Origin of the sequence: Fructobacillus tropaeoli (assembly GCF_016860625.1) — a bacterium.
In the GTDB taxonomy this organism is placed as follows: Bacteria; Bacillota; Bacilli; order Lactobacillales; family Lactobacillaceae; genus Fructobacillus; species Fructobacillus tropaeoli.
The window spans coordinates 150837-172048 of sequence record NZ_BOJU01000004.1; the positions used below are offsets into that span (position 1 = coordinate 150837).

Genomic DNA, 21212 nt, shown 5'->3' on the forward strand with positions numbered 1-21212 from the left:
TCTGTTTAAAAGTTCGCTTGCATTTGGACTAACTTCCCGATGATTTGAACTGGTGGTTGTCCGTTATCAATATCTTCACAACTGTACTCGAACGGCTTGTATTGTTCAGCCAACCAACTATCTGGCTCGAATCGAATACGGTCAGGGTACTGGTAAACGTGTTTGAGTGTGGCAGATTCTCCATCAATAATAACCCCACAAATGTCGCCATTAGTAATTTCACAGGTATCGACTTTAGCCAAAATAGCTACAGCACCATTTGGTATAACCTTGTTCATACTCTCTCCATTGACACGAAGACCGATTAAATTATTCTTGCCGTACCGTTCGATAAGTTCGTCGTCTATTTTAACGTTGCCTTCAATATCTTCCTTAGCGCCTTCAGGGTATCCAGCAGAGATACGGCCATAGATAGGAATAGAGACAGTAGATGGAGTGGAGCTAATGGGCAGTTGGTTAGAAATATTGTCAGGAATATTGTCAACAATACCAGCCATTTTAAATATCACAGATTTGTCAACTCTTAAACCATGAGCAATTTTTTCAAGGGTACTTGGCTTTGGTATGCTACGACGCGCGTTTTCTACTTGAGACAAATAAGGCTGTGATACTCCAGCCTGTAAAGCTGTTTGACTAATACTAAAACCTTTTTGTTGGCGTAGTTCTCGTATCTTATATCCAAATTCTTGATTAGAAACTTTCATATTATTCCCCTTTGCAAACAATAGTATATATAATATTTGCAAAAAATAATAATAAAGTTATAAAAAAGTTATTGCAAAAATATATATTCGTGGTTATAATAAATACATAAGTTAATGAAAGGAGGACATAGTAATTATGAGTTGGAAAATTAAGGATACTGAAAATTGGCAACAGCTCTTAAGTAATCATGGCTATAGTGAGTCATCGTTGGCTCGTGAAATTGGAGTTACATACCAATCAATTTGGCGTTATCGGAAAAAAGGTGATGCGATGCGACCTGAAAACGCTCGGAAAATTTCGAAGTTACTCGGAGGAAATATTAAAGATTTTTTTTATCAGTAAACTATTGCAAATGTATATAAACAGGAGGCCAACATGGCAAACGAAGTAAAGGTGTTTGACAACCTAAAAGTCAAAGAGGAAAACGGACAGGTTTTTTTCGATGCAGAAAGTGCAGCTTTTCAAATTGGACTTATCAAGAAATCGAAAGGTATTGAATATGTCCGCTGGGAACGAGTAAATGCTTACCTAAAGTTGTCCACTTCTGGACAACAAGTCAAGCGAGGCGATTTCATCACAGAAAAACAGCTTTACCGGTTAGCTAACAAAGCTGACAGCCCTCAAGCAGAAAAGTTCCAAGATTGGGTAACCGATGAAGTCCTTCCAAGCATTCGCAAGCACGGCGCTTACATGACGGATTCAAAGATTGAAGAAGTTCTAACTGATCCAGATACGATTATTCGATTGGCTACAACGCTGAAGCAAGAGCGCCAAGAAAAATTGCTATTGAAACAACGTGTGAATGAATTGCAACCAAAGGCTGATTACACTGACTCAATTTTGCAGAACAAGGCGTTGGTAACTATCACGTTAATCGCTAAAGACTACGGAATGAGTGGTGCAGCGATGAATAAATTGCTTCATGAGTTAGGTGTTCAATACAAGCAAGGAAAAACGTGGCTTCTGTATTCAAAACATCAGACAAAGGGTTGGACGCAATCAGAAACAACTAAGATTCAACATGCTGACGGAACTAATGAGGTAGTCGCTAATACTAAGTGGACTCAAAAGGGACGTCTCGGATTGTATGAGTTGTTGAAAGATAACGGAGTGTTGCCACTTATTGAACAAGACCAGACGGCGTAACGGTGTACTAGACGGGAAAGAAAGGAGGCTGAAGTTATGGAAAAAGAAATTGAACCATTGACGATAAATGGTTCAAGAATATTCGATACTATCGGTGATTTGGCTAAAGCAATGCGGACTACCCGTGACAACGTCAATTTGCTGATGGCCATGCCTGGATTTCCGTACACGCCAGTTCCTGGACGTAAAAAGCCAATATACGTTGAATACAAGGTGGCTGAATTCTTAGACAGTATTACAAGGTACAAACCAAAAATTTAGGAGGAAATTTATGATCGTATTTAATCAATTATGGTCGATTGTATCAACGCTTGTCACCATAGCAGTTATTGGTTTAACGGCGTTTGAAATTGGATACACACTGGGACGAGATGACAAAAAGAAGACAAAATAAAAGCCCGCTTAGCAGAGCGAGCTTAGGCATAAATTTCCGACAAGAAAAATTATGCCTCTATTGTACCACGGAGAAAATAATGAACGAAGAACAATATATCGAAATCATTAAATCACAGGCAGAAGTTATCAGCAATCAATCAGGGTTAATTAATACGCTTAGCGAATTGGCACATGATTTAACAGATAAAGTAGCCACAGATGTGGTTGTGTCAGGCTTCTCAAAAAAATAGTTATTACTTTTTTCGAGACTTTGATTGTGAAAGAGCGCTACCGGCAAGTGTTTTGGTGGTGCGACTTGTTGAATGACTTTTTAATGCTTTTGAAGCTTTTGAGGCAACCCTAGATGAAGTTGTGCGACGACTAGAACTTTTTGGCATATTATTACTCCTTTCTATGTCTAGTTATTTGGAATTGGATAAAACAAATTTGCGAATAATCGAACAGGTGTTCGCATAAATAATAATATCAAATTTAACAATAAAAGCAATAGGGAAAGGACATTTTATGTGGGAAAAAATTGAAAAGCAATTGAACAAGAAAAATAAGACAGCATATTGGCTAGCCAAAGAAACAGGCTTGCCGTATCAGAGCATTTACTCTATCAAGCGAAACAAGAATCAGCAACCAAGTTTCAGCTATATGGTCAAAATAGCGGATGCTCTTGAAATTAGTTTGGACGAGTTCAGATAGAGAAGGAGGACTAAGCATGGTAACAACGGGAAACATGGTTGCAGACGGTCTCGACCAACACTTACATGAATATGATGAATGGACGAGCAATAAGCAGTCAGAGACTCATCTCAACGTTTGGCATCACGGCGAACTAAGCCTTGCTGAAATTGAAGAGTCAAACTTAGGGCCATTCTTGAAGAAGATCAAGAAAACTGGGTATCCATTCCAATATGTACTAGATGCTGATTTAGGCGAGTTCTTGGACTCTGATGAATTAACTAGTTTTTCAATCGAAACGATTTATTTCTAACAAGTAGGGAGCGATTATATGCCAGAAGTACATGATTTAACGTCACTGACCGAAGATGGCGAGATTTATACCTATAACCGTCTTATGAGTCCTGATACACAACGAGAAGTTTCAGCAGAGCAATTCAACTATATCTATACAAATGTTATTGAACGTATGGATAAGATTGTGACCGCTTGGAAAAAAGAACGCAAAAATCGACTAAATGCAGGCGAATATTTATCTGGTTATTACAACCGAGATTACAAAGACAAAATTCTTGTCAACAACAAAGCCAACATTGACTACATCTATCACGAGAAAGGGTGGTTAGGTCTAAAAGTACCAACTTACAAACAACTAATCAAATTGTTCCCAGAAATGGAAAAAGACAATAATTTACAGGTCGTTGAGCAAGATAAAACAGTAGTAGCACCTAGAAAAGGAAGGGAGTAAATGATGACAGAAAAGTCAGTTTTTAAAACACTCAGTGAAATTGATGTTAGTGATCATGTTGATAAAAAGGGTAATTTCAAATATTTGTCGTGGCCATGGGCTATATCAGAAGTTATGAAGAATTATCCTGATACGACTTATGAAGTCAAAGAAGCCGAAGATGGTGGATATTTATTTGGCAATCCCCAACGAGGATATTCAGTTAAGACCTCTGTCACAATTCAAGGACGAACTCTTGGAATGTGGTTGCCCGTTATGGACATGCGGAACAAGTCGCTGATGAAGCCAACTTCCACAGATGAGAATAAAGCAGTTATGCGGTGTCTCGTAAAAAACTTAGCTATGTTTGGTCTAGGTCTTTACATCTATGCAGGAGAGGACTTACCAGACGTTGAACCTGAGAAGATTTCAGCAGAGCAAGTCAACATCTTACAGATTACGATTCAAAATGCCGAGAAGCTTACAGGTACAAACTTGATTGGATGGACGAATAAGAATTTAGGTAAGTTATCAGATTTGACTGTAGAAGAATATCCACGAGCTGAATCACTGGTTCACAACTTGCTTGATAAGGCCAAAGAAAAGGTAGCACAAGAAGATAAGAAAGATGAGGAATCAGCATGATTAACCGAGTGGTATTGATTGGACGAATGACTAAAGATGTAGAACTTCGCTACACACAATCAGGGACTGCAGTTGGCTCGTTCACGTTGGCCGTCAATCGACCATTTAAGAATAATGATGGCGAACGTGAGGCAGACTTCATCAACGCTGTTATCTGGCGTAAGCCGGCCGAAAACTTTGCAAACTTTACTGGCAAAGGGGCTCAGGTTGCAATTGAAGGACGGTTGCAAACACGCAATTATGAAAACAATCAAGGCCAGCGAGTATATGTGACTGAAGTAGTAGTCGATAACTTCTCACTGCTTGAATCAAAGGCGGAAGCTGATAAGCGACGAGCAGAAAATGGAACGTCACAACCTGCACAGCAATCATCAGCACCAGTTAATAATGGTGGAATTGAGATTAGTGATTCAGACCTTCCGTTCTAATTGGTATAGGTATTGATGCAGGAGGGAGACTAACGTGTCAGACAACAAGAAATACTACTACATCAGATTGAAAGAATCGTTCTTTGATTCTGATGAAATCAAAATGCTTGAGAGTATTCCAAATGACGGCTATAAGTTTTCTAACATCTTGCTAAAGATGTATCTAAAGAGTTTGAAATATGATGGTCGCTTGATGTTCAACGATGGAATCCCATTCAATGCTGAAATGCTATCAGTTGTAACTGGACACAGTGTTGGAGATGTAGAACGGGCTATTGAATTGTTCAAGAAATTTGGATTAATTGAAGTATTTGAATCTGGCGAAATTTATATGCTCGATATTCAAACGATGATCGGTAAATCATCTACCGAAGCCGATAGGATCAAGGCTTACAGGAAGAAGATAGCTCAAAAGAAGTTTAACGGTGTACAAATGTACGACAAACGAACACCAGAGATAGAGAAAGAGTTAGAGAAAGATATAGAGATAGATACCCCCTTAATCCCCCAAGGGGGAAATGGTGTGGAATCTGTAAATCCAGCAAAAGAAATGATGGATATCTTTAACAACTTGATGAATCGAACTTTAACAAATTCTGGAATCTTTGGTCAGCTAGTTATGAAGAACATTTCAGTTCAGGAATTTCAAGACGTAATGAATTACATCGTTGATAACTGGACGGAAGACATTATCTCCAACTTCTCAAGCTCAACTCTAGTTAAGAAATTTGATAAATATTCGGACAAGGCTAGTGAGTTTGGTTACCGAGATGGTAAAAGGCCTAAAAAAGCAACCAAAGGCAAACGAGAGCCAAAGATAACTACTAATGCCGATGTTCAACAGCAAGAACAAGTTCAACAGCAAGAGCCACAAGAAGATTTGATGTCGATGCTAGATGGACGGAATACACATTTATAGGAATTTTTAAAATGACAACGACATACAGAAAAGCACGCTTGCGTGCCAAATTAAAGTTGGCAGATGCCAGCGAGATTATTGGAATTGATGAGAAAGATTTAGGACGGATTGAAAAAGGAATCGTTAAGCCTAGTTTATTCATCCTAAAGCGAATGGCGTACAAGTACCGGGTAACAACCGATTATTTGCTGGGGGTTCAACTGTGATAAAAATTGATAAAGAACGAGTGGAAACAAAGGCCGTTGAAGCGTTTGAATACACGGAACGATCAGGAATTACAGCTAATCAGCACGTTGAAGTTGGTGGCCAGATTTACAAGTTGACGATTGAGAGGCTGTGAGGTGGCTGAATGGAAGCACCAGGTAAGGTTCTTAGCAGGCGGGGCAATATACTCACAATTCAATTAGATGATGATGTTGATACCGACTTCTACACTGACTCGGTAGGGGTTGTGTTTCGTGATGAGCGTTCAATTACAGCCCAGCAACGCAAGTTCGCCTATGCGATTATGGCCGACATTGCTAAATCTGACATTGGTGGCTTCTGGGCAGGCGATAACAAGGCGGTAGAAAACTACTTCAAAGCTCAGTATTGTCTGGATAACGATTTGGACTATATCAGCCTGTCGACTCGGTTAGGAAATCGAACGGACGCCAACGAGTTCATTAGCATGTTATTAGACTTTAGCCTGGCACACAACGTGGCACTGTCCAGAATGCCGATAAAAGAGCTCGAGAGCGACTTTGGAAGACGTTTCGAGTATTCGTGCCTGATTAACAAAAAATGCGTTATATGCGGAAATAGCAGGGGTATTGAGTTTGCACACTGCAAGGCGATTGGTTACGCCATGAGTCGCAAAGATATGAACCATCTTGGCTGGCTAGGTATGGCGCTATGCCACGACCATCACATCAATCAGCAGCACACAACCGAGTGGGGTATTAAGAAGTTCATGAAGCACTACCATTTGCAGGGCGTGCCTGTGGACGAAAAAATAGCCAAGATTTACTACTTGAATTACTGGTGAAAGAGGAATTGGTATAGGAATAATGTTTAGAAAATTAGACCCTGATAGCGAATTAGGAAATCAAGTTTCTGCATTTATTAAAAAAATAAAGAGGAAGAACACATGACTAAAAAATTCACTGAAGAAGAATATCAGAAGATTGTTGATTGTTTTGATGAGTTAAAAGAAAAATACAATATGGGTTTGATGAATCCTAATTTATTGATTCAAATGCAGGATGAACTATTTGGCGAACTTGATTTTATCGACGAATGGAAAGAGATTTTTGCGATTGCTAATCCAACTACTCGTGACTGTGCGCATGACCAATTTGTTGAGAAAGAGAAGAAGCATTTCTGGAGGAACAAGAAAAGGGATGAATACGGTAATGAACGTTATCTTGTTCTTAAAGATAGCGTGCCATTACCAATTGGGATATTTAAAAAATACCCTTTCACAGAATCAGAAATTAGGGAATGGGGTTACAATCCCGACATGTACGATAAGGAAGAGGTGAAATAAATGGCAAAAGTAACATTTGAATCACAACCAAAATTAACGAAGCGAGAAGCGGAACTGCTTGAAATCTTGGAAGAAATCGGACTTGGAAAAGCTGTTCAAAGTGCTTTGTACGATGAGTTAAATGACAACGATTTAGTAGAAGTAGATTTTGAAGATATTGCCGAAGCATATGTATTAGGTTATGAAGAGGTGGAGTGATGAAAATGACTAGCAAGCAACGTGAAATATTATTCGAGAATGAATGTTATTTCAACAATGTAGCCAATATATTTGGAGACGCTCCTATAACGGTTAGTTATCACATCGAGATTGCGCCTGATGAAGAAATATCTGTAAAAGGATATGAATTAACGATTTCCCCAACTGAAGCACTCAAATTAATTGCTAATCCGAAATTGATTGAGGTATTTGACTGATGAAAAAAATAAAGGCAGTTTCGATTGGTTATATGGTATATGACCCATTCACAGGTGGAATTTCGGTTGAAAACGATGCGCTTTATAGGTCAGATTTTAAAAACAAACAACTTTTTGACGAATTCGTTGAGAAAGCGATGAACCCAAAAGAGGGCGATCAGATTTTTGGTAACGATTTAGACAAATGTGAGATTGAATTTATTTATGAAGAGGAGGGCGATTAATGATACTACCAGTTATTGCTCTATCTGCTGGGTATTCCGCTAGCTCACTGCCAATGTTGTTGACAATGGCATTCTATCTGATGACAGCACTGTATGGACGTTTTGTGTCAGTTTGGAGCAAATGATGAAAGTACATGAACTTAAATTAGACGAAAAATATTTCGATTTAGTTGATACCGGCGTGAAAACATTTGAAATTCGTAAGAATGACCGAGACTATCAAGTTGGAGATTTGTTGGCTCTCTCAAGATATGACAGAGAAAACAAAAGTTATAAAAGGAAAGCTTATTCGTCACGGTCAACGATTGAAACTAGTTCGATTCATCGAGCAGAAACGATTTTAAGGGAAATCATCTTTATGACTGATTACGAACAAAAAGATGGCTATGTCGTATTAGGAATCAGTAGATATGAAACGGGTGATGTAGATGATTAGTACGATTGGAATTTATTTGTTGGTGCTATTTGCAGCAGTACTAACGGTATTAGCAGGAAGCGTAGTATGGGCGTTTATCTATTTGATGTTTAAGTGTCTTCGTGATTTTAAATTTAATGGCCATGATTGAGTTCAATCTAAACGTTCTTAAATCATATACGCTCAATAAATACATTCAGGCTGAACGAAAGAATCGTTACATTGGCTCAAAGATGAAGAAGCAGGCTACCAATTATTGCCAGTTAGTAGTACAGCAGGCCATGGTAAACGGTGTACGATTCGAGTGGCCATGTATGTTGGAATTGCGGTGGTATGTACCTGATAAGCGCACTGATTCAGATAACTGGGCGTTTATGAAGAAATTCATTCTAGACGGTATGCAGAAGGCGAACGTGCGAGGAAAAGCATTCTTGCCCAATGACAGCCTGAATTATGTAACTGGATATTATGAGTCCTTTGAAATTGATAAAGAACGGCCACGGGTAGAAATAAGGGCAGTTAAATTAAACATGTAGGGGGTGACAGATTTGGCGGATACAGCGGAACAATATTTTAAATGCTATTACTCTGGCAAGTGGCAGCACGATTTAGCATGGCGAATACGTGACTTGAAATATGCAAGTAGCTTTCAAGATGAAAACGTTGGGGGTGGTAGAGTTAAAAACGTTAATACGACTTTAGACTCGACTATCGCTAATATCGCCAAGGTTGAAGATGACGAAATTGTTCGATGCCTCCGGCACAAGATAGAAACAGTTAGAAATTATGAGTTCTCACTAGATGAATACCACGTTAAATTATTAAAACTACGCTATGGCCGAGAACGTCATACGTGGATCAGTGATGCTAGACGACTATATAAGTCAGTTAGGCAGTGTCAGAAGGACTTGAAGGCCATTAAAAAAGATTTTACTGAAAGCGTTCTTTTTCAGCCTGTGGAAAACTTGACCCCCTAAAAAGAGTTCGTTTTGAGTTCGCATTTTGCCTTAAAAATGGTGGTATATTTGTAGTATAGAAATTTTGTAAAAGAATTTTTGCGGGGTGCGGAAACACCTACGCTCCTTTAAATAGTCAGCCTGGAATGGTTGGCAGATGGTTCTGTAGCTCAACTGGTAGAGCACATCAGCAATTATGCTGACGCTGTTGTTGGTTCGACTCCAGCCAGAACCATAGCTCGCCGAGACCCAAGAAATTGGTAGCGAGTAGTAGTCATCTCCTGGCGGAAGGTGGCTGCTGTACATAATGACTGTTGCAAATCATGCAATGGTCATTTTTGATATTAAATAACAATGATTTATTATTTGATATATAATAATTGTGAATAAAAATTATTGTTTAGGAGATATTTGAAATGGATGCTTTTACATCACGAGTTCGACGCACAATTGGGATTGATGGCTTGATTTCTACAATCATGGGCGCTTTTATTACTGTGTGGCCTGAAAAGAGTGCCAGTTTTGTAGCGGGTATGATTGGATTTGCTTTTTTGGCAATTGGGGTATCGAAGTTACTAGTTTCTCTTCGTGATACTGACCAAGGAAAGTCAAACCGTATCATCGGTATTATCATGTCAATTCTTTACATGGTAGCTGGTCTGTTTATCTTCCTTGATATCGAAACGGCGACCTTATCACTTCTTGTTGTAGTAGGAATATTAACTGGTTTGACATGGGCTATTGAAGGTATTGTTCAAATGACAATCATCAATCGCTGGGGAAGTAACCGAGTATGGACATTCATTTCTGCCTTAATCAGTTTGCTTGCCGGAGTAACGTTGGTGTTTAGTCCATTATTTGGTGGGCTGTTCTTGTGGGAGTTCTTCGGAATTATGCTACTAGTAGTTGGTATCGTTAAGCTGGTACATGTTGCTACCGTTCGTTAATAAATAAAGTTGAATAATAAATAATAAACCACTAGTTAGTTCATTCTAACGGTGGTTTTTATTTTGGAGTTAACTATGAAAAATAAAATCATGAAGAATATAGAGCGCACGTTCGAATGGATGTGCGTAGGCGCGCTGTACATGACAGCAGTAGGTTTATTTACTGGAGCAATCGGTATTATTACTTTAGGCATTAAGATTGCCTGGTTTGGAGCAACGTTCTAATGGTTTATGAAGATAAAGAGACCAGAATGAAACGTCATAAAGAACAGGCGACCGCTGTTAATAAACAGTTTGCGACTGTGACTGATGAACGGCCAGAGAAACACGATTATCGACACGCTAACATGCGGGATGGATTTCGAAACGGTGCGATTAACTACGGAAAGCATATGAGGTGGATGAATGAAATCATTACACAATATTCATTGGCTTTTTTCATCATATCAATTCCTATTTTTATCTGGTTTTATTTTGTTTATAAATGGTTGAAAAAATAATTCATTACCGATACTTTTTATTTGGAACGCATGTTCGAACAATAATCCTGTATATTTGTACTTAAAAATATACGGGAGAGATGTATGCCTAAAGAATATGTTGAATCGTTTTCAATAAGAGTAGCTGGTAAATCAATGTCATCATCAGATGGATACGACATTGACGGAGTTATTAGTGCATTAAATGATGCAAAAAGTATAGTTAATAAAACTTATTTAGCCTTAAATAATCGTGAAAGATTAACACCTAACGATAAAGAAAATTTGAGTGTTTCTATTAAAGGATTTAAAGATGGTTCTTTAATAACAGATTTTCAGGCTTTCTACACTTCTGTCGGAATTCCTGTACTGGCTGAAGTTGTAAATAATAGCAATGTTTTGTGGAATACAATAAAAGGATCTTACGATGTTCTGAAAGCTAGAAAAAAAGCTAGTGATGAGGGTAAAGAAGTGAAACAAGAAATTACTGAAAATACAGGAACAATAGTTGCTCCAATAATCAGCGGGGATAATAATACAGTTACCATACAAATTCCCCAATATTTGGAAGGCGTACCAGAACAGCTTCAACCAACGTTTGATAAGATGTCAAAGTCTATTAACAATGATGGTGTTAGTTCTATTTCAATTAGTTCAGATGGAGTTGATAATATTGAATTAGATGCAAAAGACAGGGACACCTTTGAAGATAGAACCATTGAATTAGCTGACGAATTTAAGATTGAAGCTAAAATTTTAAATGCCAACTACTCAAGTAGTAAAGGAACTTTGTTAATTTCAAAATCAGCAACACAATACCTGAAAACAGACGAAACATATAAATTTAGTATGAATGAGGATTTACATGCTGAAGAAAAATGGAAAGAGATGTTCTTGTCTGTAAAACCATATTATTGCAAGGTAAAGATTAGTAGTCGTACAAATCAGGCGGTAGATGTTAGAATTACTGACTGGGATCCGGAAGAAATGGACAGCTAATTGTTAATTGTAGGGTAGACAGCTTAGGCTGTCTTTTTTAGTACATAAATCAAAGTGAAAGGAGGAGCTACAATGACATGACAAAACGTGATGAAGCTAAGCAAGACTACTTAGCTGGTATGAAGTACAAGGAGATTGCTGAGAAGTATGATGTTAGCTTAAGTACAGTTAAGTCTTGGAAGTCTCGTTATTGGTCAGATGAAACCAAGGTTGCAACCTCTAATAAAAAAGTTGCAACCAAGTCGCAAAAGGTTGCAACCAAAAAAGAGCTACATCCAGCTATTCAAGAGTTGGAAGATAGCGACCTTACTGACAAGCAAAAAGCCTTTGCTAGTGAGGTTGTGAGACTTGCCAATCAAACACAAGCATATATAAATGCCTATGATGTTGACTACGATACGGCAAAAGTAAATGCTTCTAGATTGCTAACAAATGCTAACATTCAAACCGAAATCAAACGTCTACGTCAGGCTCGATTAGCAGAGCTCGGCATAGGCGTTTTTGATTTGATTGATGATATGGCTAAGGAAGCAAAGGCTGACGTTCGTGATTTCGCTGATTGGGGTTCAAATGAATTTGAGTCGATTGATGAAGAGAGTGGTAAACAATATACCCGCCACAAGTCATGGGTTGCACTGAAAGACAGTGACTCGGTTGATAGCTGGGCAGTTAAAAAAGTTACAGTTGGAAAAGATGGTCCAATGGTTGAGCTACATGACCGCAATAAAGCCCGTGACAAGTTGCTGGAGTATTTGCGTGATGATGGAACAATCATTCATGAAACGAATAAGCTTCGTAAAGAACGTGCCGAAGCTGATATTGCTGAAGGTCGTGCTAAGTTGATGGCTGATAGTGATGATAAGGTTGTTACTGCTGTTGCTGAATTGATGGATAAGATTAGCGGAGATGCTAAGGAGAATGATGATGAAGGGTAACCTTGCGAATATCTATACTGATAAGCAGATTGAGGCTATCAAGGCTTACACAAATGAAGACTTTAAAATCATGATTCTTTCTGGTGCTGTCCGTACTGGTAAGACGGTCGTTGATAATGATATCTTCCTGATGGAACTGTTGCGTGTATCTGATCAGGCAAAGAGGGAACGCATTGACGAACCTATTTATATTCTTGGCGGTGTTTCATCGAAAACGATTGCTAACAACGTGTTAAACCCTATCGAGAACCGTTTGCATTTGCCGATTAACTTCGACAAGAACGGTTCTTTTAGATTGTTTGGGGTTAAGGTCGTTCTTGCTTATACGGGTACTGAACGAGGAGTTGGTAGTATTCGAGGTCTAACGGCATATGGTGCTTATGTCAACGAAGCGAGCCTTGCGGTTGAGAACGTGTTTAACGAAATCAATCAGCGTGTTTCTAAGGCTAATGGTCGAATCATCTGCGATACGAACCCAGACAGTCCTAGTCACTGGCTTAAGCAGAAGTATATCGACAAGGCCGGGGATGAAGATGTTCGTATCAGGGTGATTAATTTCAAACTTGACGACAATCGCAAGTTTCTTTCTGAAGATTACATCAAGCAATTAAAGGCAAGTTATGGAAGTGGTGCATTATATGACCGCGCCATATTAGGGCTGTGGACTTCTGCAGAAGGAGCTGTTTACGTTGACTGGTATGACGATGAAAACTACATTGAACGTGCAGATTTGCCCCAGATGAAGCGTTATATAGCTGGTGTCGATTGGGGATATAAGCACTATGGTTCGATTGTTGTTATTGGTGTTGGTGTAGACGGTCGCTACTATCTTGTGTACGAACACAGCAAGCAATTGAAGCCGATTAGTTACTGGATAGAAGTTGGCGAAGAAGTCGAACGATTGTTTGGTAGAAATATACCGTTCATCTGTGACACGGCCAGAACGGAACACATTGATGCTTTCTCTGATGCTGGACTGAATGCCCAGTATGCAGACAAGAAAGTTGATGAAGGCATCGAGATTATGGCTTCGCTGATTAAACGACGTGAATTCTTGTGCGTTCGTGACGTGTTAACCAGTCGTGATCAAAGCGGTAACAGTGTGTCAATCTTCGAGGACAACATTCACGGTTACGTTTGGGACGACAAGACTGGCAAAGTTGTCAAGGATCACGATGATTCGCTTGATGCAATCAGATATGTGATTAAGGACATCATGAACAACAAGAATATAAAGAGTGTGACTCAAATGCTCTTTAGTTAGGAGGAAGCAATATGGCGAAGAAAACGGACAGCATAAATGATGGCGTGATGTTCCTAAACGATGGCAAAACTTTCTCATCGACTGCAAGGGTAGACGAGAACGGTGTGTTTTATGTTAAAGCGTTTGGAGATGATAGCTCATGGCAAGGGTTGAAGTATAGCGACTTAAACCAAATCATTAGCTACCACAAGAACGAAATGAAGAACAAGTATGACCGTCTCTTCAAATATTACAAGGGTCAACATACAGCCATTGTTGGCCAACGAGGTAAGGCTGATTTCAAGCCTGATAATCGTTTAATCATCAACTATCCAAAACAACTGGTTAAGGCTTTCTCCGGTTACTTCGCTGGAGTAGCTCCTGATATTTCTGTGACCGTCAATGATGATGATGGTGGAAGGGAAAAAGAGATTGAAGATGCTAACACAGTGTTGAAGCACTTTAATCGTTTGAATCAAATTGACAAGTTTTACTCTGAAGAGTCCAAATACGTTGATATTTTTGGTCGTGCTATGGCATTTGTCTTCCAAGACGAAATAGGACAAACACGATTGACTGAAATTGATCCACGTGACGGTTTCATCATTTACAATGACGGTCTGCAAAAGATACCCGTGTTTGCTGTTCTGTACACCGGCAAGACAAACGGAACCGGTGCTGACCTATATGACACGGCCAACTTGTACTCGTATGAAGTTGATGTTTCCAAAAATGCTAAGACCGGTCTAAACGAAGTAAATGCTTCAGTCAAACAAATAATTGACTTCAAGATTGGTTCTGATATTAACGACTCTTATATTGAGTTTGGCGACAGCGTGCTTGATTATGGGCGTTTGCCAATGGTTGAGTTTCTTGTTGACCGTGAGCGAATGGGACTGTACGAAGACGTTATGACAATTATTGACGCAATCGACAGTGCGATGTCAGAAAAGAAAAACGACGTTGATTACTTCGGCGATGCTTTCATGAAGATTATCAACTTCAAAATGAGCGACCCGAAGGATGAAGATTCCGCTGACCTGCGTGACAAACGAATTTTTGAAGGTCGAACTGATGGGGATGGTCGCACAAGTGATATCGGGTTTGTTGAGAAGCCTAACGCAGATGAGACACAGGAACACTTGATAAATCGGCTAGTACAGACCATGTATGACATTAGTAGCGTTGTAAACCTGAACGATCGAGAGTTTACGAACGCTGCCAGTGGAACAGCTCTTAAACAACGTCTGCAAGGTATGCGCCAGTTGGCCAATACAAAGGCAAGCAGTTTCCAAAAGGCGATGATTGAAATTTATCGGTGCTTGTTCAATATTAACGGTATTGAAGACATGGTAGACAACGTCGATATCAAGCCAAATTACACGGAACCAATCGACCTGCTAGACATCTCACAGTCACTAGTCAACATGATGAACGTGCGTGCTGCGGGTGGTATATCACTTGAAACAATCCTTTCCAACATTCAGATTGTTAAGGACGCGCAAGGAGAAATGACAAAGATTGAGTTAGACCGAAAAACCATGAAAGGTACTGATACCGAAATCAAGCCAATCATGAAGCGCAATGATAATGATTAAAGCTAATTTGAAAGCGACCACGATCAAAAAGTAGTCGCTTTTTTGTTCGGAGGAATTGATGTGATTAGTGCAGATGATAAGAAGAGCGAGCAACAATATATCCAAGATGTGCTGAATAACGACATTGAACTGTCGAAATCGCTCAACAAGCTAAGCAAATCAACACTCGACAAACTAAGAATTGCGCTGTCGGACTTGCTAGAAGACGACCTAGGGAATTCAAGCGGTACGATTCCTGTTTACTTTCTGGATAAACTACCCGGAAAGAAGCAAGCAGAGGTTATTAATCGGCTGTATGAGGATATTGAGGCTGATAAAGACATGATGGGCAGTCATGAGGTTCAGTTAGGCCTTGATACGTCGTTGAATAGTTATAAATCAAGCAACAGCGCTGCTATCACAGTCGCTGTTTTTTTGGTTTTGCTTGGACACATGAAAGATTCAAATAGAATCATGCAGAAAAGCGGTAAAGCAGACCGTGAGATGGCTATTTCCCATCTAATTAACAAAGGTGGTCAATTTGAAAGCAATAAGCTCATAGCAGGTATTGCGCCTGATTTTTCCAAAACAGTAGATGCAAACGGAAACACGGTATCTGAAATTAACTACAACGCCACTGTTAATGCTTCAAATGGTATTGCTAACGCAGTAAAGGGAAAGATTAGAACAGGCGTTAATCGTGACGATATGGCTGTTTTTTTGAATAGCGGAAATGTACAGCCGGCTATTGTATCGAAAGATGACAAAGTAACAAAGGATTACAAAGTTAAGAATGAAAACAATCCAACAGGTTGGCTATCAAGATTAGACAGCGACAACATTCGAACGTATCGGACAATGACCGCTTTGGCTCACTCGCTATACAAAAAAGAAATTGCCAAAGTACTCAAAATAAAACAGGCAACCATCATTAACGAAATTGATCCATGCAAGTTTTGCGTTGAGAATATCGGACGTATCTTTACGGTTGATGAAGCGACCTCAAGAGTACCGAGCCACTACAACTGTCGGTGTGAGGTTCGGCTAGTAAACGAGTATGGCGAAATTACAGATGATGACCCAGATGACGAATAAATGGAGGTAATAAATGGTAGCTAGGAGCTCTAAAACGACTAAAAAGACAGAAGACGTGTCTTTGGACGTTGAAGAAGTGAAAACGCTGTACAAGCCAAAAGAGCGTGAAATTGAAGCGTTCAAGATTGGGGCGAAACAACCTGATTGGTTTAAAGATGTGGTTGGAAATGATATTCAAACGTTTTTGCCCCCAATCAAAGACCCACTCAACTATGACGTTGAAGTAAACAAAGATTTGGTGGTTATTCTACCAAGCGGGCAAACATTCAACGCAGGTTCGTGGATCGTAAAGGACGTGGATGGATTTCACGGATACACAGACAAAGATTTCAAAAAGTTGTTTGAAAAAGTGTGATAAACAACCGCAAACCATGCCCAGCGGTATATAAGTGCGCAAGTGTTAAATAAAAAAGCGAACCAAAACGCTCAAAAATAGGGAGGAGACTTTTATGACCGAAGCAAACGGTACCCAACAGGAAGACCAACAGAACATCCAAGGTGGACAAGACAACCAGAATCAAGGCGAACAAGGTGTTGAAGATGAAAATCAGAACAACACCCAAGACGATAAAGTAACGCTGACAAAGGCAGAACTTAACTCACGTCTTGATCGAGCTGCCAAGAGTAATCAAAAGAAAGCCATCGAAGAAGCTCTTAATGCTTACAAAGAGAAGCAGAAGGAAGAAGAAAACGAGGCTAAACGCTTGAAGGGGATGTCAGCCGAAGAGAAGGCTAACGAGTTAAATAAGAAGCTGGAAGAAGAAAACCGGGCTTTGAAGATGAAGATGGCTCGTAACGAGATGACCGCAGAGGCTCGCAAGCAAATCACAGAGAAGGGGGTCGAAGTAGACGACCATATTCTTGACTTACTTGTCACTGACGAAGCTGACACGACCAATGCGAACATCGAAGCTTATTCTGAAGCAGTCAATCGTGCGGCTGAAAACCTATTCAAGAAGTCACGCCAAGGAAATTCACTTGGGCACAACGTTGGTAACGGAGGCGCTGGAAGTGAAAGTGAAGCAACACGTTTGGCAAAGCGCCAAAAGGAACTGAACGATGCTGCAAAAAATAAAAGTAGCATGTTCAAGCGAAGTTAAGGAGGAGATTGACGATGAAGTCAAATTCGCAAAGTTATAAAGAGCCAAATTTCTTGGCAAGTTCAACAGTTCGACCATTGTTGATGACTGTGTCTGTTAATAAGACAGTACAGCCAGGAGATGTTTATGTTGTCGGAAGTCAAGCAAAGGGTATTGTATTCACCGGTCGTGAAGTATCCGCTGGTGACAATGCCCCTGTTTCTGTCATGTTCGGAGGGGTCGTATACGGCAACCGAGTGAACGGATTGACAGCAGAATACAAGAAGCAGTTAGCCGATGCTGGATTTAAGTTCGTGGAAGACTTTAACGTTGACACGTCAACGCAAGCAACACCAACATCAGCAGCAACTTCTCAATCAGATCAAGGAGGTAATAAGTAATGGCTACAACAGTATTGGATTTATTCCCAACACATGAGTTGGTCAATTATGCAGGCGAAGTAGGATTGAAGCAATTCCCATTGATGGAATTGTTCCCAGCCCACAAGTTTGAAACAGACGATATTTGGGTAATTAATGGTCAAACAAACATCCCAGAAATTGCTCACATTCATGGCGAAGATACGGAAAGTGAAATTGGTTCACGTTCTGCAGAACGAACATCAGTTGAAGCTTACATCTTGAAGCGAAAGATGTTGCTGAAGGGTTCTGAAATGCGCAAGTTGTCAATGCCACGTTCTGCTGATGAATTGGCTTATTTGAAGAACAACGTGTTTAATGACGCAACTAATTTGGTTAACTCAACTAACGCTGCGTTGGAATTGATGCGTGTTCGTGCTTTGACTGAAAAGACGTTCACTATGCCAACGGCAATGACGGGAGCAACTGCTGAACAAAAGTTCGATTATGGTTTGCCTGATTCATCTCAATTGTCCGCGGTTAACTTTGCTGATCCAAACGTTGACCCAATTGAAGTGCTTGAAGACTGGGTTGACAATGCAAACTTTGACGTGACTCGTGGAATCTTGTCAAAGAAGGCGTTCAATGCTATCCGCACGAACCCTAACACTGTTAAGCGAGTAAACGGATTGAATTCACAGTTCGGCTTGAAGTCAGTAATGTCATCAGAATTGAACAATTTCTTGGCTAACAACGATTTGCCAGAATTGGTAGTTTACTCACAGAAGTACCAAGACAATGGTGTAACCAAAAACATGATTTCAGATGGACGTTTGGCATTATTTGGTGATGGAATTGTTGGTGAAACAGCATTCGGAATTACTGAAGAAGAAGCTGCACTTGGTTCACAGTCTGGTGTTGACCTTTCAAAGGTTGGGAACATCGCCTTGACTTCATGGCATGAAAGCTCTGATCCAATTATTAACGGAATTAAGGCAACTGCTCTTGCTGTTCCAACATTGGCACAGAAGAACACTTTGTTGCAGGCATCAGTATTGGGATAAGATCATGACATATGCAGACACTAAGTCAATTAAGCTGATGATTGGTGACGATTTCTTTGTAGAAAACGAAATCGATAGTAACCAAACTGATGCAGTTATTGCTGACGCAAGCGCACAAGTAGACATTGATGAAGTTCCTACTGTGTACAAAGAACGTGCGTCTCGTCTGTACGCTTGCCATTTATTAACGATGATTGCCCAATCACGCAATTCATCTGTCGATGGTGTTTCCAGTGAAAAAGTTGGTGCGCTTCAAACAACATATGCTCATTACTCTGGTGATGAACGTTATGGTGATCGTTATGAACGAGAATATAACCAACTTTTGGAACGCCTAGGACTAGGTGGAAACGTTGGGCGTTTTATTTAAGGAAAGGAGAAGTCATGGCTGATGGCTCAGAAAACCAAGCAAACGACCAAACAGTCGCAGGAGGAAACGTTGCCAACGGGTCAACAAGCGCAACCCAAACGGGAAGTGCAACAGCAAACCAAGCAACAAGCACACAATCAAGCCAAGAAGGAACAAGCGGATCAAGTTCAGCCACTGGAACAAATGGAACAGCCGAAACAGGTAGTTCACTTTCTCAACCAGCAGAACCAACTCCGGAAGAACAGTTTCCACAGTCGCACTATGTGAAGCCTGTTCATGCTGAAATCTTGGCTTCTAAGGCATTTAAAGAATCAGGGTTACTTCCGCCTAAGGAGTATTACTATTACCCTGATTTGCCAAATGAAGATGATTATCAATGGGTTGGATATATGCCACAAGACGGAGAGACGTTTTACAGTTTCTTCCAAAAGTACGGTGTTCAACCAGTTGATATTCGAACTTGGAATCCGCAAACTTACGAACGCCGTTTCGCCTCGTACGGTGGTCAATATTGGATGTTGCGAATTAAGGTGAGTCGTTTACCTCATGATTAAAGATACCAACAACATCCCAGAAGCAATTCAGTCTCTTAATGAGCTAAATGGTTCAAATTTAAGGGCGGGGGTGTTGGACGATGGTAAGGAACACATGATTGCACATGTGCAAGAATACGGGGCAACCATTACACCTAAGAATGGTGAATACTTAACTATTCCAATGCGTGATGGTAGTTTTAGAAAGCTTAAATCAGTAACCATACCTGCTAGGCCTTTCATAGCACAGACAGTTCTAAGACATTCGGAAGAGTGGGGAAAGATTGTTAATGAAATGGCTATTTCTGCCATTAGTGGCAAAAATGTCAAAGGTTTAAAGAAAAATTTGGCAGACAAAATGGCATTAGACATCAAGACGACGATGTTTAATGGTGATTTTAAAGCGAATGCGCCGATCACCATTGCAAACAAGAACGGTTCACGTCCTTTGATTGACACAGGAGCGTTACAAGGTGCAGTTCGAGGGGAGGTTGAGAAATGAAAAAGAAATCATTTGCAAAAATGATTCGCAAATATGCGATTGATTTTCAATATGCCAAACGGGAGGACAAAACCAACGCTCTTGGAGAAACAGTTAAAGGATTTGGCGATAAGGTATCGGTTCACGAGGTTATTCTTCCTTATAACCAAGGAGACATGCCTGTAGGTGCTAATCAGACGGTTAGACAATCAATTACTGATGCAGGAGTTGTGCAAACAACAGACCACGTATGGTATTCGTTGATTAGCGTTCCAGTTGGTTCTCGTGTTTACCACAATGGTAACGAGTACGAGGTTATTGCTGTTGATGACTACTCTGATTATTCAGACGTTGTTATTTACTACTTGAAGGGACAGACAAACTTATGAAAGAGTTGCATATTTTTGATTATGAAAAATTTATGTCGCAGTTTGTTGTTGGATTCAAGGAAGACCTAGGATTGACCTTGCGCCCTAGTTATGGAAACGCAACTGTTCCTGAATATCCTTATGTCACTTACGACTTTATCGACACGCACATTGATATCGGCTCATCAGTTGAGTTGCAAGACCAATTTGATATCGTATTGATGTTTATTGGACACTCGAATCTATTGTCAGAAAGCCTAGAAGCTGGAAATAAGATGATGATGTGGCTGAAGGATAGAGAGATTCAGTATCAGTTATCAGATAAAGGGATTGATGTCATACAAATCTATGATCAATCGGTTCTTAATAATCCGATGGCGATTGATACTGACCGTCGAGTTAAATTTGAAGCTAGATTTAGAGTAATCAACGTTCCAGAAGATGAAACTAATCCAGCAATTGAAGAAGTTGTCACGAATGACAACATTAGAATAAAGAAAGGTTAATTA

At 39.9% G+C, this 21212-nt stretch carries 38 protein-coding genes and 3 pseudogenes; 40 read left to right on the plus strand and 1 reads right to left on the minus strand.

Translation table 11 applies throughout. From position 1 onward, the window contains the following. Positions 1-5: 5 nt before the first annotated feature. Positions 6-704: a LexA family protein gene (locus tag FT12353_RS06295; RefSeq protein ID WP_203619165.1), complete on the minus strand. Its 699-nt coding sequence runs from the start codon at positions 702-704 to the stop codon at positions 6-8. Positions 705-840: 136 nt separating this feature from the next. Here FT12353_RS06295 and FT12353_RS06300 point away from each other — a divergent pair, with 136 nt between their 5' ends. From FT12353_RS06300 to FT12353_RS06485, 40 genes and pseudogenes are all read left to right on the plus strand, one after another. Next, positions 841-1047 carry a helix-turn-helix domain-containing protein gene (locus tag FT12353_RS06300; RefSeq protein WP_203619166.1) on the plus strand — a complete coding sequence of 69 codons (207 nt, stop codon included), beginning with the start codon at positions 841-843 and terminating at the stop codon, positions 1045-1047. Between the two features lie 33 nt (positions 1048-1080). After that, positions 1081-1851 carry a phage antirepressor KilAC domain-containing protein gene (locus FT12353_RS06305; RefSeq protein ID WP_203619167.1) on the plus strand — a complete coding sequence of 257 codons (771 nt, stop codon included), beginning with the start codon at positions 1081-1083 and terminating at the stop codon, positions 1849-1851. Between the two features lie 36 nt (positions 1852-1887). Then, on the plus strand, positions 1888-2112 hold the full coding sequence (locus FT12353_RS06310) for a hypothetical protein (protein ID WP_203619168.1): 225 nt from the start codon (positions 1888-1890) through the stop codon (positions 2110-2112). 10 nt (positions 2113-2122) lie between these two features. Further along, positions 2123-2245 (plus strand): hypothetical protein, encoded by a 123-nt coding sequence (locus tag FT12353_RS08595; protein ID WP_275403538.1) that lies wholly within the window; start codon positions 2123-2125, stop codon positions 2243-2245. A 79-nt stretch (positions 2246-2324) separates the two neighbouring features. Further along, the gene (locus FT12353_RS06315) at positions 2325-2477 is read left to right on the plus strand and encodes a hypothetical protein (RefSeq protein WP_203619169.1); all 153 of its coding nucleotides are present in this window, start codon (positions 2325-2327) and stop codon (positions 2475-2477) included. A 274-nt stretch (positions 2478-2751) separates the two neighbouring features. Then, on the plus strand, positions 2752-2937 hold the full coding sequence (locus tag FT12353_RS06320; protein WP_203619170.1) for a helix-turn-helix domain-containing protein: 186 nt from the start codon (positions 2752-2754) through the stop codon (positions 2935-2937). Between the two features lie 16 nt (positions 2938-2953). Beyond that, on the plus strand, positions 2954-3229 hold the full coding sequence (locus FT12353_RS06325; protein ID WP_203619171.1) for a hypothetical protein: 276 nt from the start codon (positions 2954-2956) through the stop codon (positions 3227-3229). An 18-nt stretch (positions 3230-3247) separates the two neighbouring features. Continuing rightward, positions 3248-3664: a hypothetical protein gene (locus FT12353_RS06330; RefSeq protein WP_203619172.1), complete on the plus strand. Its 417-nt coding sequence runs from the start codon at positions 3248-3250 to the stop codon at positions 3662-3664. Next, positions 3665-4288 (plus strand): Sak single strand annealing protein, encoded by a 624-nt coding sequence (locus FT12353_RS06335; RefSeq protein ID WP_239061190.1) that lies wholly within the window; start codon positions 3665-3667, stop codon positions 4286-4288. Beyond that, positions 4285-4713 (plus strand): annotated as a pseudogene (gene ssb / locus FT12353_RS06340) (single-stranded DNA-binding protein); the annotation flags it as partial. The gene FT12353_RS06335 and the pseudogene ssb, both read left to right, overlap by 4 nt. 37 nt (positions 4714-4750) lie before the next feature. Next, the gene (locus tag FT12353_RS08545) at positions 4751-5635 is read left to right on the plus strand and encodes a phage replisome organizer N-terminal domain-containing protein (RefSeq protein WP_239061191.1); all 885 of its coding nucleotides are present in this window, start codon (positions 4751-4753) and stop codon (positions 5633-5635) included. Between the two features lie 11 nt (positions 5636-5646). Next, entirely contained in the window at positions 5647-5841 is a 195-nt protein-coding gene (locus tag FT12353_RS06350) for a helix-turn-helix domain-containing protein (protein ID WP_203619174.1), read from the plus strand. Next, the gene (locus tag FT12353_RS06355; RefSeq protein WP_203619175.1) at positions 5838-5975 is read left to right on the plus strand and encodes a hypothetical protein; all 138 of its coding nucleotides are present in this window, start codon (positions 5838-5840) and stop codon (positions 5973-5975) included. The genes FT12353_RS06350 and FT12353_RS06355 overlap by 4 nt, the downstream gene beginning before the upstream one ends. Before the next feature lie 9 nt (positions 5976-5984). Continuing rightward, positions 5985-6662: a putative HNHc nuclease gene (locus tag FT12353_RS06360; protein ID WP_203619176.1), complete on the plus strand. Its 678-nt coding sequence runs from the start codon at positions 5985-5987 to the stop codon at positions 6660-6662. A 102-nt stretch (positions 6663-6764) separates the two neighbouring features. Continuing rightward, positions 6765-7163, plus strand: a complete 399-nt coding sequence (locus FT12353_RS06365) for a hypothetical protein (RefSeq protein WP_203619177.1) — start codon at positions 6765-6767, stop codon at positions 7161-7163. After that, the gene (locus tag FT12353_RS06370) at positions 7164-7361 is read left to right on the plus strand and encodes a hypothetical protein (protein WP_203619178.1); all 198 of its coding nucleotides are present in this window, start codon (positions 7164-7166) and stop codon (positions 7359-7361) included. It begins immediately after the preceding gene. A 5-nt stretch (positions 7362-7366) separates the two neighbouring features. Next, positions 7367-7579 (plus strand): hypothetical protein, encoded by a 213-nt coding sequence (locus FT12353_RS06375; RefSeq protein ID WP_203619179.1) that lies wholly within the window; start codon positions 7367-7369, stop codon positions 7577-7579. After that, a complete protein-coding gene (locus FT12353_RS06380) occupies positions 7579-7803 on the plus strand; it encodes a hypothetical protein (protein WP_203619180.1) in 225 nt (74 codons plus the stop codon). Before FT12353_RS06375 ends, FT12353_RS06380 begins: the two co-directional genes overlap by 1 nt. A 23-nt stretch (positions 7804-7826) precedes the next feature. Next, positions 7827-7928, plus strand: a pseudogene (locus tag FT12353_RS08660) (nicotinamide riboside transporter PnuC); the annotation flags it as partial. After that, positions 7928-8239, plus strand: coding sequence for a DUF3850 domain-containing protein (locus tag FT12353_RS06385; RefSeq protein WP_203619181.1), 312 nt, complete (start codon positions 7928-7930; stop codon positions 8237-8239). The pseudogene FT12353_RS08660 and the gene FT12353_RS06385, both read left to right, overlap by 1 nt. 116 nt (positions 8240-8355) lie before the next feature. Continuing rightward, entirely contained in the window at positions 8356-8754 is a 399-nt protein-coding gene (locus FT12353_RS06390) for a RusA family crossover junction endodeoxyribonuclease (protein WP_239061192.1), read from the plus strand. A 3-nt stretch (positions 8755-8757) separates the two neighbouring features. Then, complete coding sequence (locus FT12353_RS06395) at positions 8758-9195, plus strand: DUF722 domain-containing protein (protein ID WP_239061193.1); 438 nt, start codon at positions 8758-8760, stop codon at positions 9193-9195. Between the two features lie 138 nt (positions 9196-9333). Continuing rightward, a pseudogene (locus tag FT12353_RS06400) lies at positions 9334-9409 on the plus strand. Positions 9410-9590: 181 nt separating this feature from the next. Further along, positions 9591-10121: an HdeD family acid-resistance protein gene (locus FT12353_RS06405; protein WP_203619183.1), complete on the plus strand. Its 531-nt coding sequence runs from the start codon at positions 9591-9593 to the stop codon at positions 10119-10121. Between the two features lie 75 nt (positions 10122-10196). After that, on the plus strand, positions 10197-10346 hold the full coding sequence (locus FT12353_RS06410; protein WP_203619184.1) for a hypothetical protein: 150 nt from the start codon (positions 10197-10199) through the stop codon (positions 10344-10346). A gap of 26 nt (positions 10347-10372) precedes the next feature. Continuing rightward, the gene (locus tag FT12353_RS06415) at positions 10373-10621 is read left to right on the plus strand and encodes a hypothetical protein (RefSeq protein ID WP_203619185.1); all 249 of its coding nucleotides are present in this window, start codon (positions 10373-10375) and stop codon (positions 10619-10621) included. A gap of 84 nt (positions 10622-10705) precedes the next feature. Continuing rightward, on the plus strand, positions 10706-11599 hold the full coding sequence (locus tag FT12353_RS06420; protein ID WP_203619186.1) for a hypothetical protein: 894 nt from the start codon (positions 10706-10708) through the stop codon (positions 11597-11599). A gap of 77 nt (positions 11600-11676) precedes the next feature. Beyond that, entirely contained in the window at positions 11677-12534 is an 858-nt protein-coding gene (locus FT12353_RS06425; protein ID WP_203619187.1) for a terminase small subunit, read from the plus strand. After that, the gene (locus FT12353_RS06430) at positions 12518-13798 is read left to right on the plus strand and encodes a PBSX family phage terminase large subunit (protein WP_239061194.1); all 1281 of its coding nucleotides are present in this window, start codon (positions 12518-12520) and stop codon (positions 13796-13798) included. The genes FT12353_RS06425 and FT12353_RS06430 overlap by 17 nt, the downstream gene beginning before the upstream one ends. A gap of 11 nt (positions 13799-13809) precedes the next feature. Continuing rightward, positions 13810-15375 (plus strand): phage portal protein, encoded by a 1566-nt coding sequence (locus FT12353_RS06435; protein WP_203619188.1) that lies wholly within the window; start codon positions 13810-13812, stop codon positions 15373-15375. A gap of 60 nt (positions 15376-15435) precedes the next feature. Continuing rightward, positions 15436-16449, plus strand: coding sequence for a hypothetical protein (locus tag FT12353_RS06440; protein ID WP_203619189.1), 1014 nt, complete (start codon positions 15436-15438; stop codon positions 16447-16449). Positions 16450-16510: 61 nt separating this feature from the next. Next, positions 16511-16804, plus strand: coding sequence for a hypothetical protein (locus tag FT12353_RS06445; protein ID WP_203619190.1), 294 nt, complete (start codon positions 16511-16513; stop codon positions 16802-16804). A gap of 94 nt (positions 16805-16898) precedes the next feature. Continuing rightward, the gene (locus tag FT12353_RS06450) at positions 16899-17549 is read left to right on the plus strand and encodes a DUF4355 domain-containing protein (RefSeq protein WP_203619191.1); all 651 of its coding nucleotides are present in this window, start codon (positions 16899-16901) and stop codon (positions 17547-17549) included. Positions 17550-17563: 14 nt separating this feature from the next. Then, the gene (locus FT12353_RS06455; RefSeq protein WP_203619192.1) at positions 17564-17929 is read left to right on the plus strand and encodes a hypothetical protein; all 366 of its coding nucleotides are present in this window, start codon (positions 17564-17566) and stop codon (positions 17927-17929) included. After that, complete coding sequence (locus FT12353_RS06460) at positions 17929-18951, plus strand: major capsid protein (protein WP_203619193.1); 1023 nt, start codon at positions 17929-17931, stop codon at positions 18949-18951. Before FT12353_RS06455 ends, FT12353_RS06460 begins: the two co-directional genes overlap by 1 nt. A 4-nt stretch (positions 18952-18955) precedes the next feature. After that, positions 18956-19321 (plus strand): DUF4054 domain-containing protein, encoded by a 366-nt coding sequence (locus FT12353_RS06465; protein WP_203619194.1) that lies wholly within the window; start codon positions 18956-18958, stop codon positions 19319-19321. Between the two features lie 14 nt (positions 19322-19335). Beyond that, positions 19336-19875, plus strand: a complete 540-nt coding sequence (locus FT12353_RS06470; RefSeq protein WP_203619195.1) for a hypothetical protein — start codon at positions 19336-19338, stop codon at positions 19873-19875. Then, positions 19868-20356 carry a hypothetical protein gene (locus FT12353_RS06475; RefSeq protein WP_203619196.1) on the plus strand — a complete coding sequence of 163 codons (489 nt, stop codon included), beginning with the start codon at positions 19868-19870 and terminating at the stop codon, positions 20354-20356. The genes FT12353_RS06470 and FT12353_RS06475 overlap by 8 nt, the downstream gene beginning before the upstream one ends. Continuing rightward, positions 20353-20724: a hypothetical protein gene (locus tag FT12353_RS06480; protein ID WP_203619197.1), complete on the plus strand. Its 372-nt coding sequence runs from the start codon at positions 20353-20355 to the stop codon at positions 20722-20724. The genes FT12353_RS06475 and FT12353_RS06480 overlap by 4 nt, the downstream gene beginning before the upstream one ends. Continuing rightward, positions 20721-21209, plus strand: a complete 489-nt coding sequence (locus FT12353_RS06485; RefSeq protein ID WP_203619198.1) for a phage neck terminator protein — start codon at positions 20721-20723, stop codon at positions 21207-21209. Before FT12353_RS06480 ends, FT12353_RS06485 begins: the two co-directional genes overlap by 4 nt. Positions 21210-21212: the final 3 nt, after the last annotated feature.

What these genes read in the sequence shown, in the direction of transcription:
- FT12353_RS06295 (WP_203619165.1), bottom strand. Translation starts at nt 704, where the DNA reads ATGAAAGTTTCTAATCAAGAATTTGGATATAAGATACGAGAACTACGC.
- FT12353_RS06300 (WP_203619166.1), top strand. Translation starts at nt 841, where the DNA reads ATGAGTTGGAAAATTAAGGATACTGAAAATTGGCAACAGCTCTTAAGT.
- FT12353_RS06305 (WP_203619167.1), top strand. Translation starts at nt 1,081, where the DNA reads ATGGCAAACGAAGTAAAGGTGTTTGACAACCTAAAAGTCAAAGAGGAA.
- FT12353_RS06310 (WP_203619168.1), top strand. Translation starts at nt 1,888, where the DNA reads ATGGAAAAAGAAATTGAACCATTGACGATAAATGGTTCAAGAATATTC.
- FT12353_RS08595 (WP_275403538.1), top strand. Translation starts at nt 2,123, where the DNA reads ATGATCGTATTTAATCAATTATGGTCGATTGTATCAACGCTTGTCACC.
- FT12353_RS06315 (WP_203619169.1), top strand. Translation starts at nt 2,325, where the DNA reads ATGAACGAAGAACAATATATCGAAATCATTAAATCACAGGCAGAAGTT.
- FT12353_RS06320 (WP_203619170.1), top strand. Translation starts at nt 2,752, where the DNA reads ATGTGGGAAAAAATTGAAAAGCAATTGAACAAGAAAAATAAGACAGCA.
- FT12353_RS06325 (WP_203619171.1), top strand. Translation starts at nt 2,954, where the DNA reads ATGGTAACAACGGGAAACATGGTTGCAGACGGTCTCGACCAACACTTA.
- FT12353_RS06330 (WP_203619172.1), top strand. Translation starts at nt 3,248, where the DNA reads ATGCCAGAAGTACATGATTTAACGTCACTGACCGAAGATGGCGAGATT.
- FT12353_RS06335 (WP_239061190.1), top strand. Translation starts at nt 3,665, where the DNA reads ATGATGACAGAAAAGTCAGTTTTTAAAACACTCAGTGAAATTGATGTT.
- FT12353_RS06350 (WP_203619174.1), top strand. Translation starts at nt 5,647, where the DNA reads ATGACAACGACATACAGAAAAGCACGCTTGCGTGCCAAATTAAAGTTG.
- FT12353_RS06360 (WP_203619176.1), top strand. Translation starts at nt 5,985, where the DNA reads ATGGAAGCACCAGGTAAGGTTCTTAGCAGGCGGGGCAATATACTCACA.
- FT12353_RS06365 (WP_203619177.1), top strand. Translation starts at nt 6,765, where the DNA reads ATGACTAAAAAATTCACTGAAGAAGAATATCAGAAGATTGTTGATTGT.
- FT12353_RS06370 (WP_203619178.1), top strand. Translation starts at nt 7,164, where the DNA reads ATGGCAAAAGTAACATTTGAATCACAACCAAAATTAACGAAGCGAGAA.
- FT12353_RS06375 (WP_203619179.1), top strand. Translation starts at nt 7,367, where the DNA reads ATGACTAGCAAGCAACGTGAAATATTATTCGAGAATGAATGTTATTTC.
- FT12353_RS06380 (WP_203619180.1), top strand. Translation starts at nt 7,579, where the DNA reads ATGAAAAAAATAAAGGCAGTTTCGATTGGTTATATGGTATATGACCCA.
- FT12353_RS06385 (WP_203619181.1), top strand. Translation starts at nt 7,928, where the DNA reads ATGAAAGTACATGAACTTAAATTAGACGAAAAATATTTCGATTTAGTT.
- FT12353_RS06390 (WP_239061192.1), top strand. Translation starts at nt 8,356, where the DNA reads ATGGCCATGATTGAGTTCAATCTAAACGTTCTTAAATCATATACGCTC.
- FT12353_RS06405 (WP_203619183.1), top strand. Translation starts at nt 9,591, where the DNA reads ATGGATGCTTTTACATCACGAGTTCGACGCACAATTGGGATTGATGGC.
- FT12353_RS06410 (WP_203619184.1), top strand. Translation starts at nt 10,197, where the DNA reads ATGAAAAATAAAATCATGAAGAATATAGAGCGCACGTTCGAATGGATG.
- FT12353_RS06415 (WP_203619185.1), top strand. Translation starts at nt 10,373, where the DNA reads ATGAAACGTCATAAAGAACAGGCGACCGCTGTTAATAAACAGTTTGCG.
- FT12353_RS06420 (WP_203619186.1), top strand. Translation starts at nt 10,706, where the DNA reads ATGCCTAAAGAATATGTTGAATCGTTTTCAATAAGAGTAGCTGGTAAA.
- FT12353_RS06425 (WP_203619187.1), top strand. Translation starts at nt 11,677, where the DNA reads ATGACAAAACGTGATGAAGCTAAGCAAGACTACTTAGCTGGTATGAAG.
- FT12353_RS06430 (WP_239061194.1), top strand. Translation starts at nt 12,518, where the DNA reads ATGATGATGAAGGGTAACCTTGCGAATATCTATACTGATAAGCAGATT.
- FT12353_RS06435 (WP_203619188.1), top strand. Translation starts at nt 13,810, where the DNA reads ATGGCGAAGAAAACGGACAGCATAAATGATGGCGTGATGTTCCTAAAC.
- FT12353_RS06450 (WP_203619191.1), top strand. Translation starts at nt 16,899, where the DNA reads ATGACCGAAGCAAACGGTACCCAACAGGAAGACCAACAGAACATCCAA.
- FT12353_RS06455 (WP_203619192.1), top strand. Translation starts at nt 17,564, where the DNA reads ATGAAGTCAAATTCGCAAAGTTATAAAGAGCCAAATTTCTTGGCAAGT.
- FT12353_RS06460 (WP_203619193.1), top strand. Translation starts at nt 17,929, where the DNA reads ATGGCTACAACAGTATTGGATTTATTCCCAACACATGAGTTGGTCAAT.
- FT12353_RS06465 (WP_203619194.1), top strand. Translation starts at nt 18,956, where the DNA reads ATGACATATGCAGACACTAAGTCAATTAAGCTGATGATTGGTGACGAT.
- FT12353_RS06470 (WP_203619195.1), top strand. Translation starts at nt 19,336, where the DNA reads ATGGCTGATGGCTCAGAAAACCAAGCAAACGACCAAACAGTCGCAGGA.
- FT12353_RS06475 (WP_203619196.1), top strand. Translation starts at nt 19,868, where the DNA reads ATGATTAAAGATACCAACAACATCCCAGAAGCAATTCAGTCTCTTAAT.
- FT12353_RS06480 (WP_203619197.1), top strand. Translation starts at nt 20,353, where the DNA reads ATGAAAAAGAAATCATTTGCAAAAATGATTCGCAAATATGCGATTGAT.
- FT12353_RS06485 (WP_203619198.1), top strand. Translation starts at nt 20,721, where the DNA reads ATGAAAGAGTTGCATATTTTTGATTATGAAAAATTTATGTCGCAGTTT.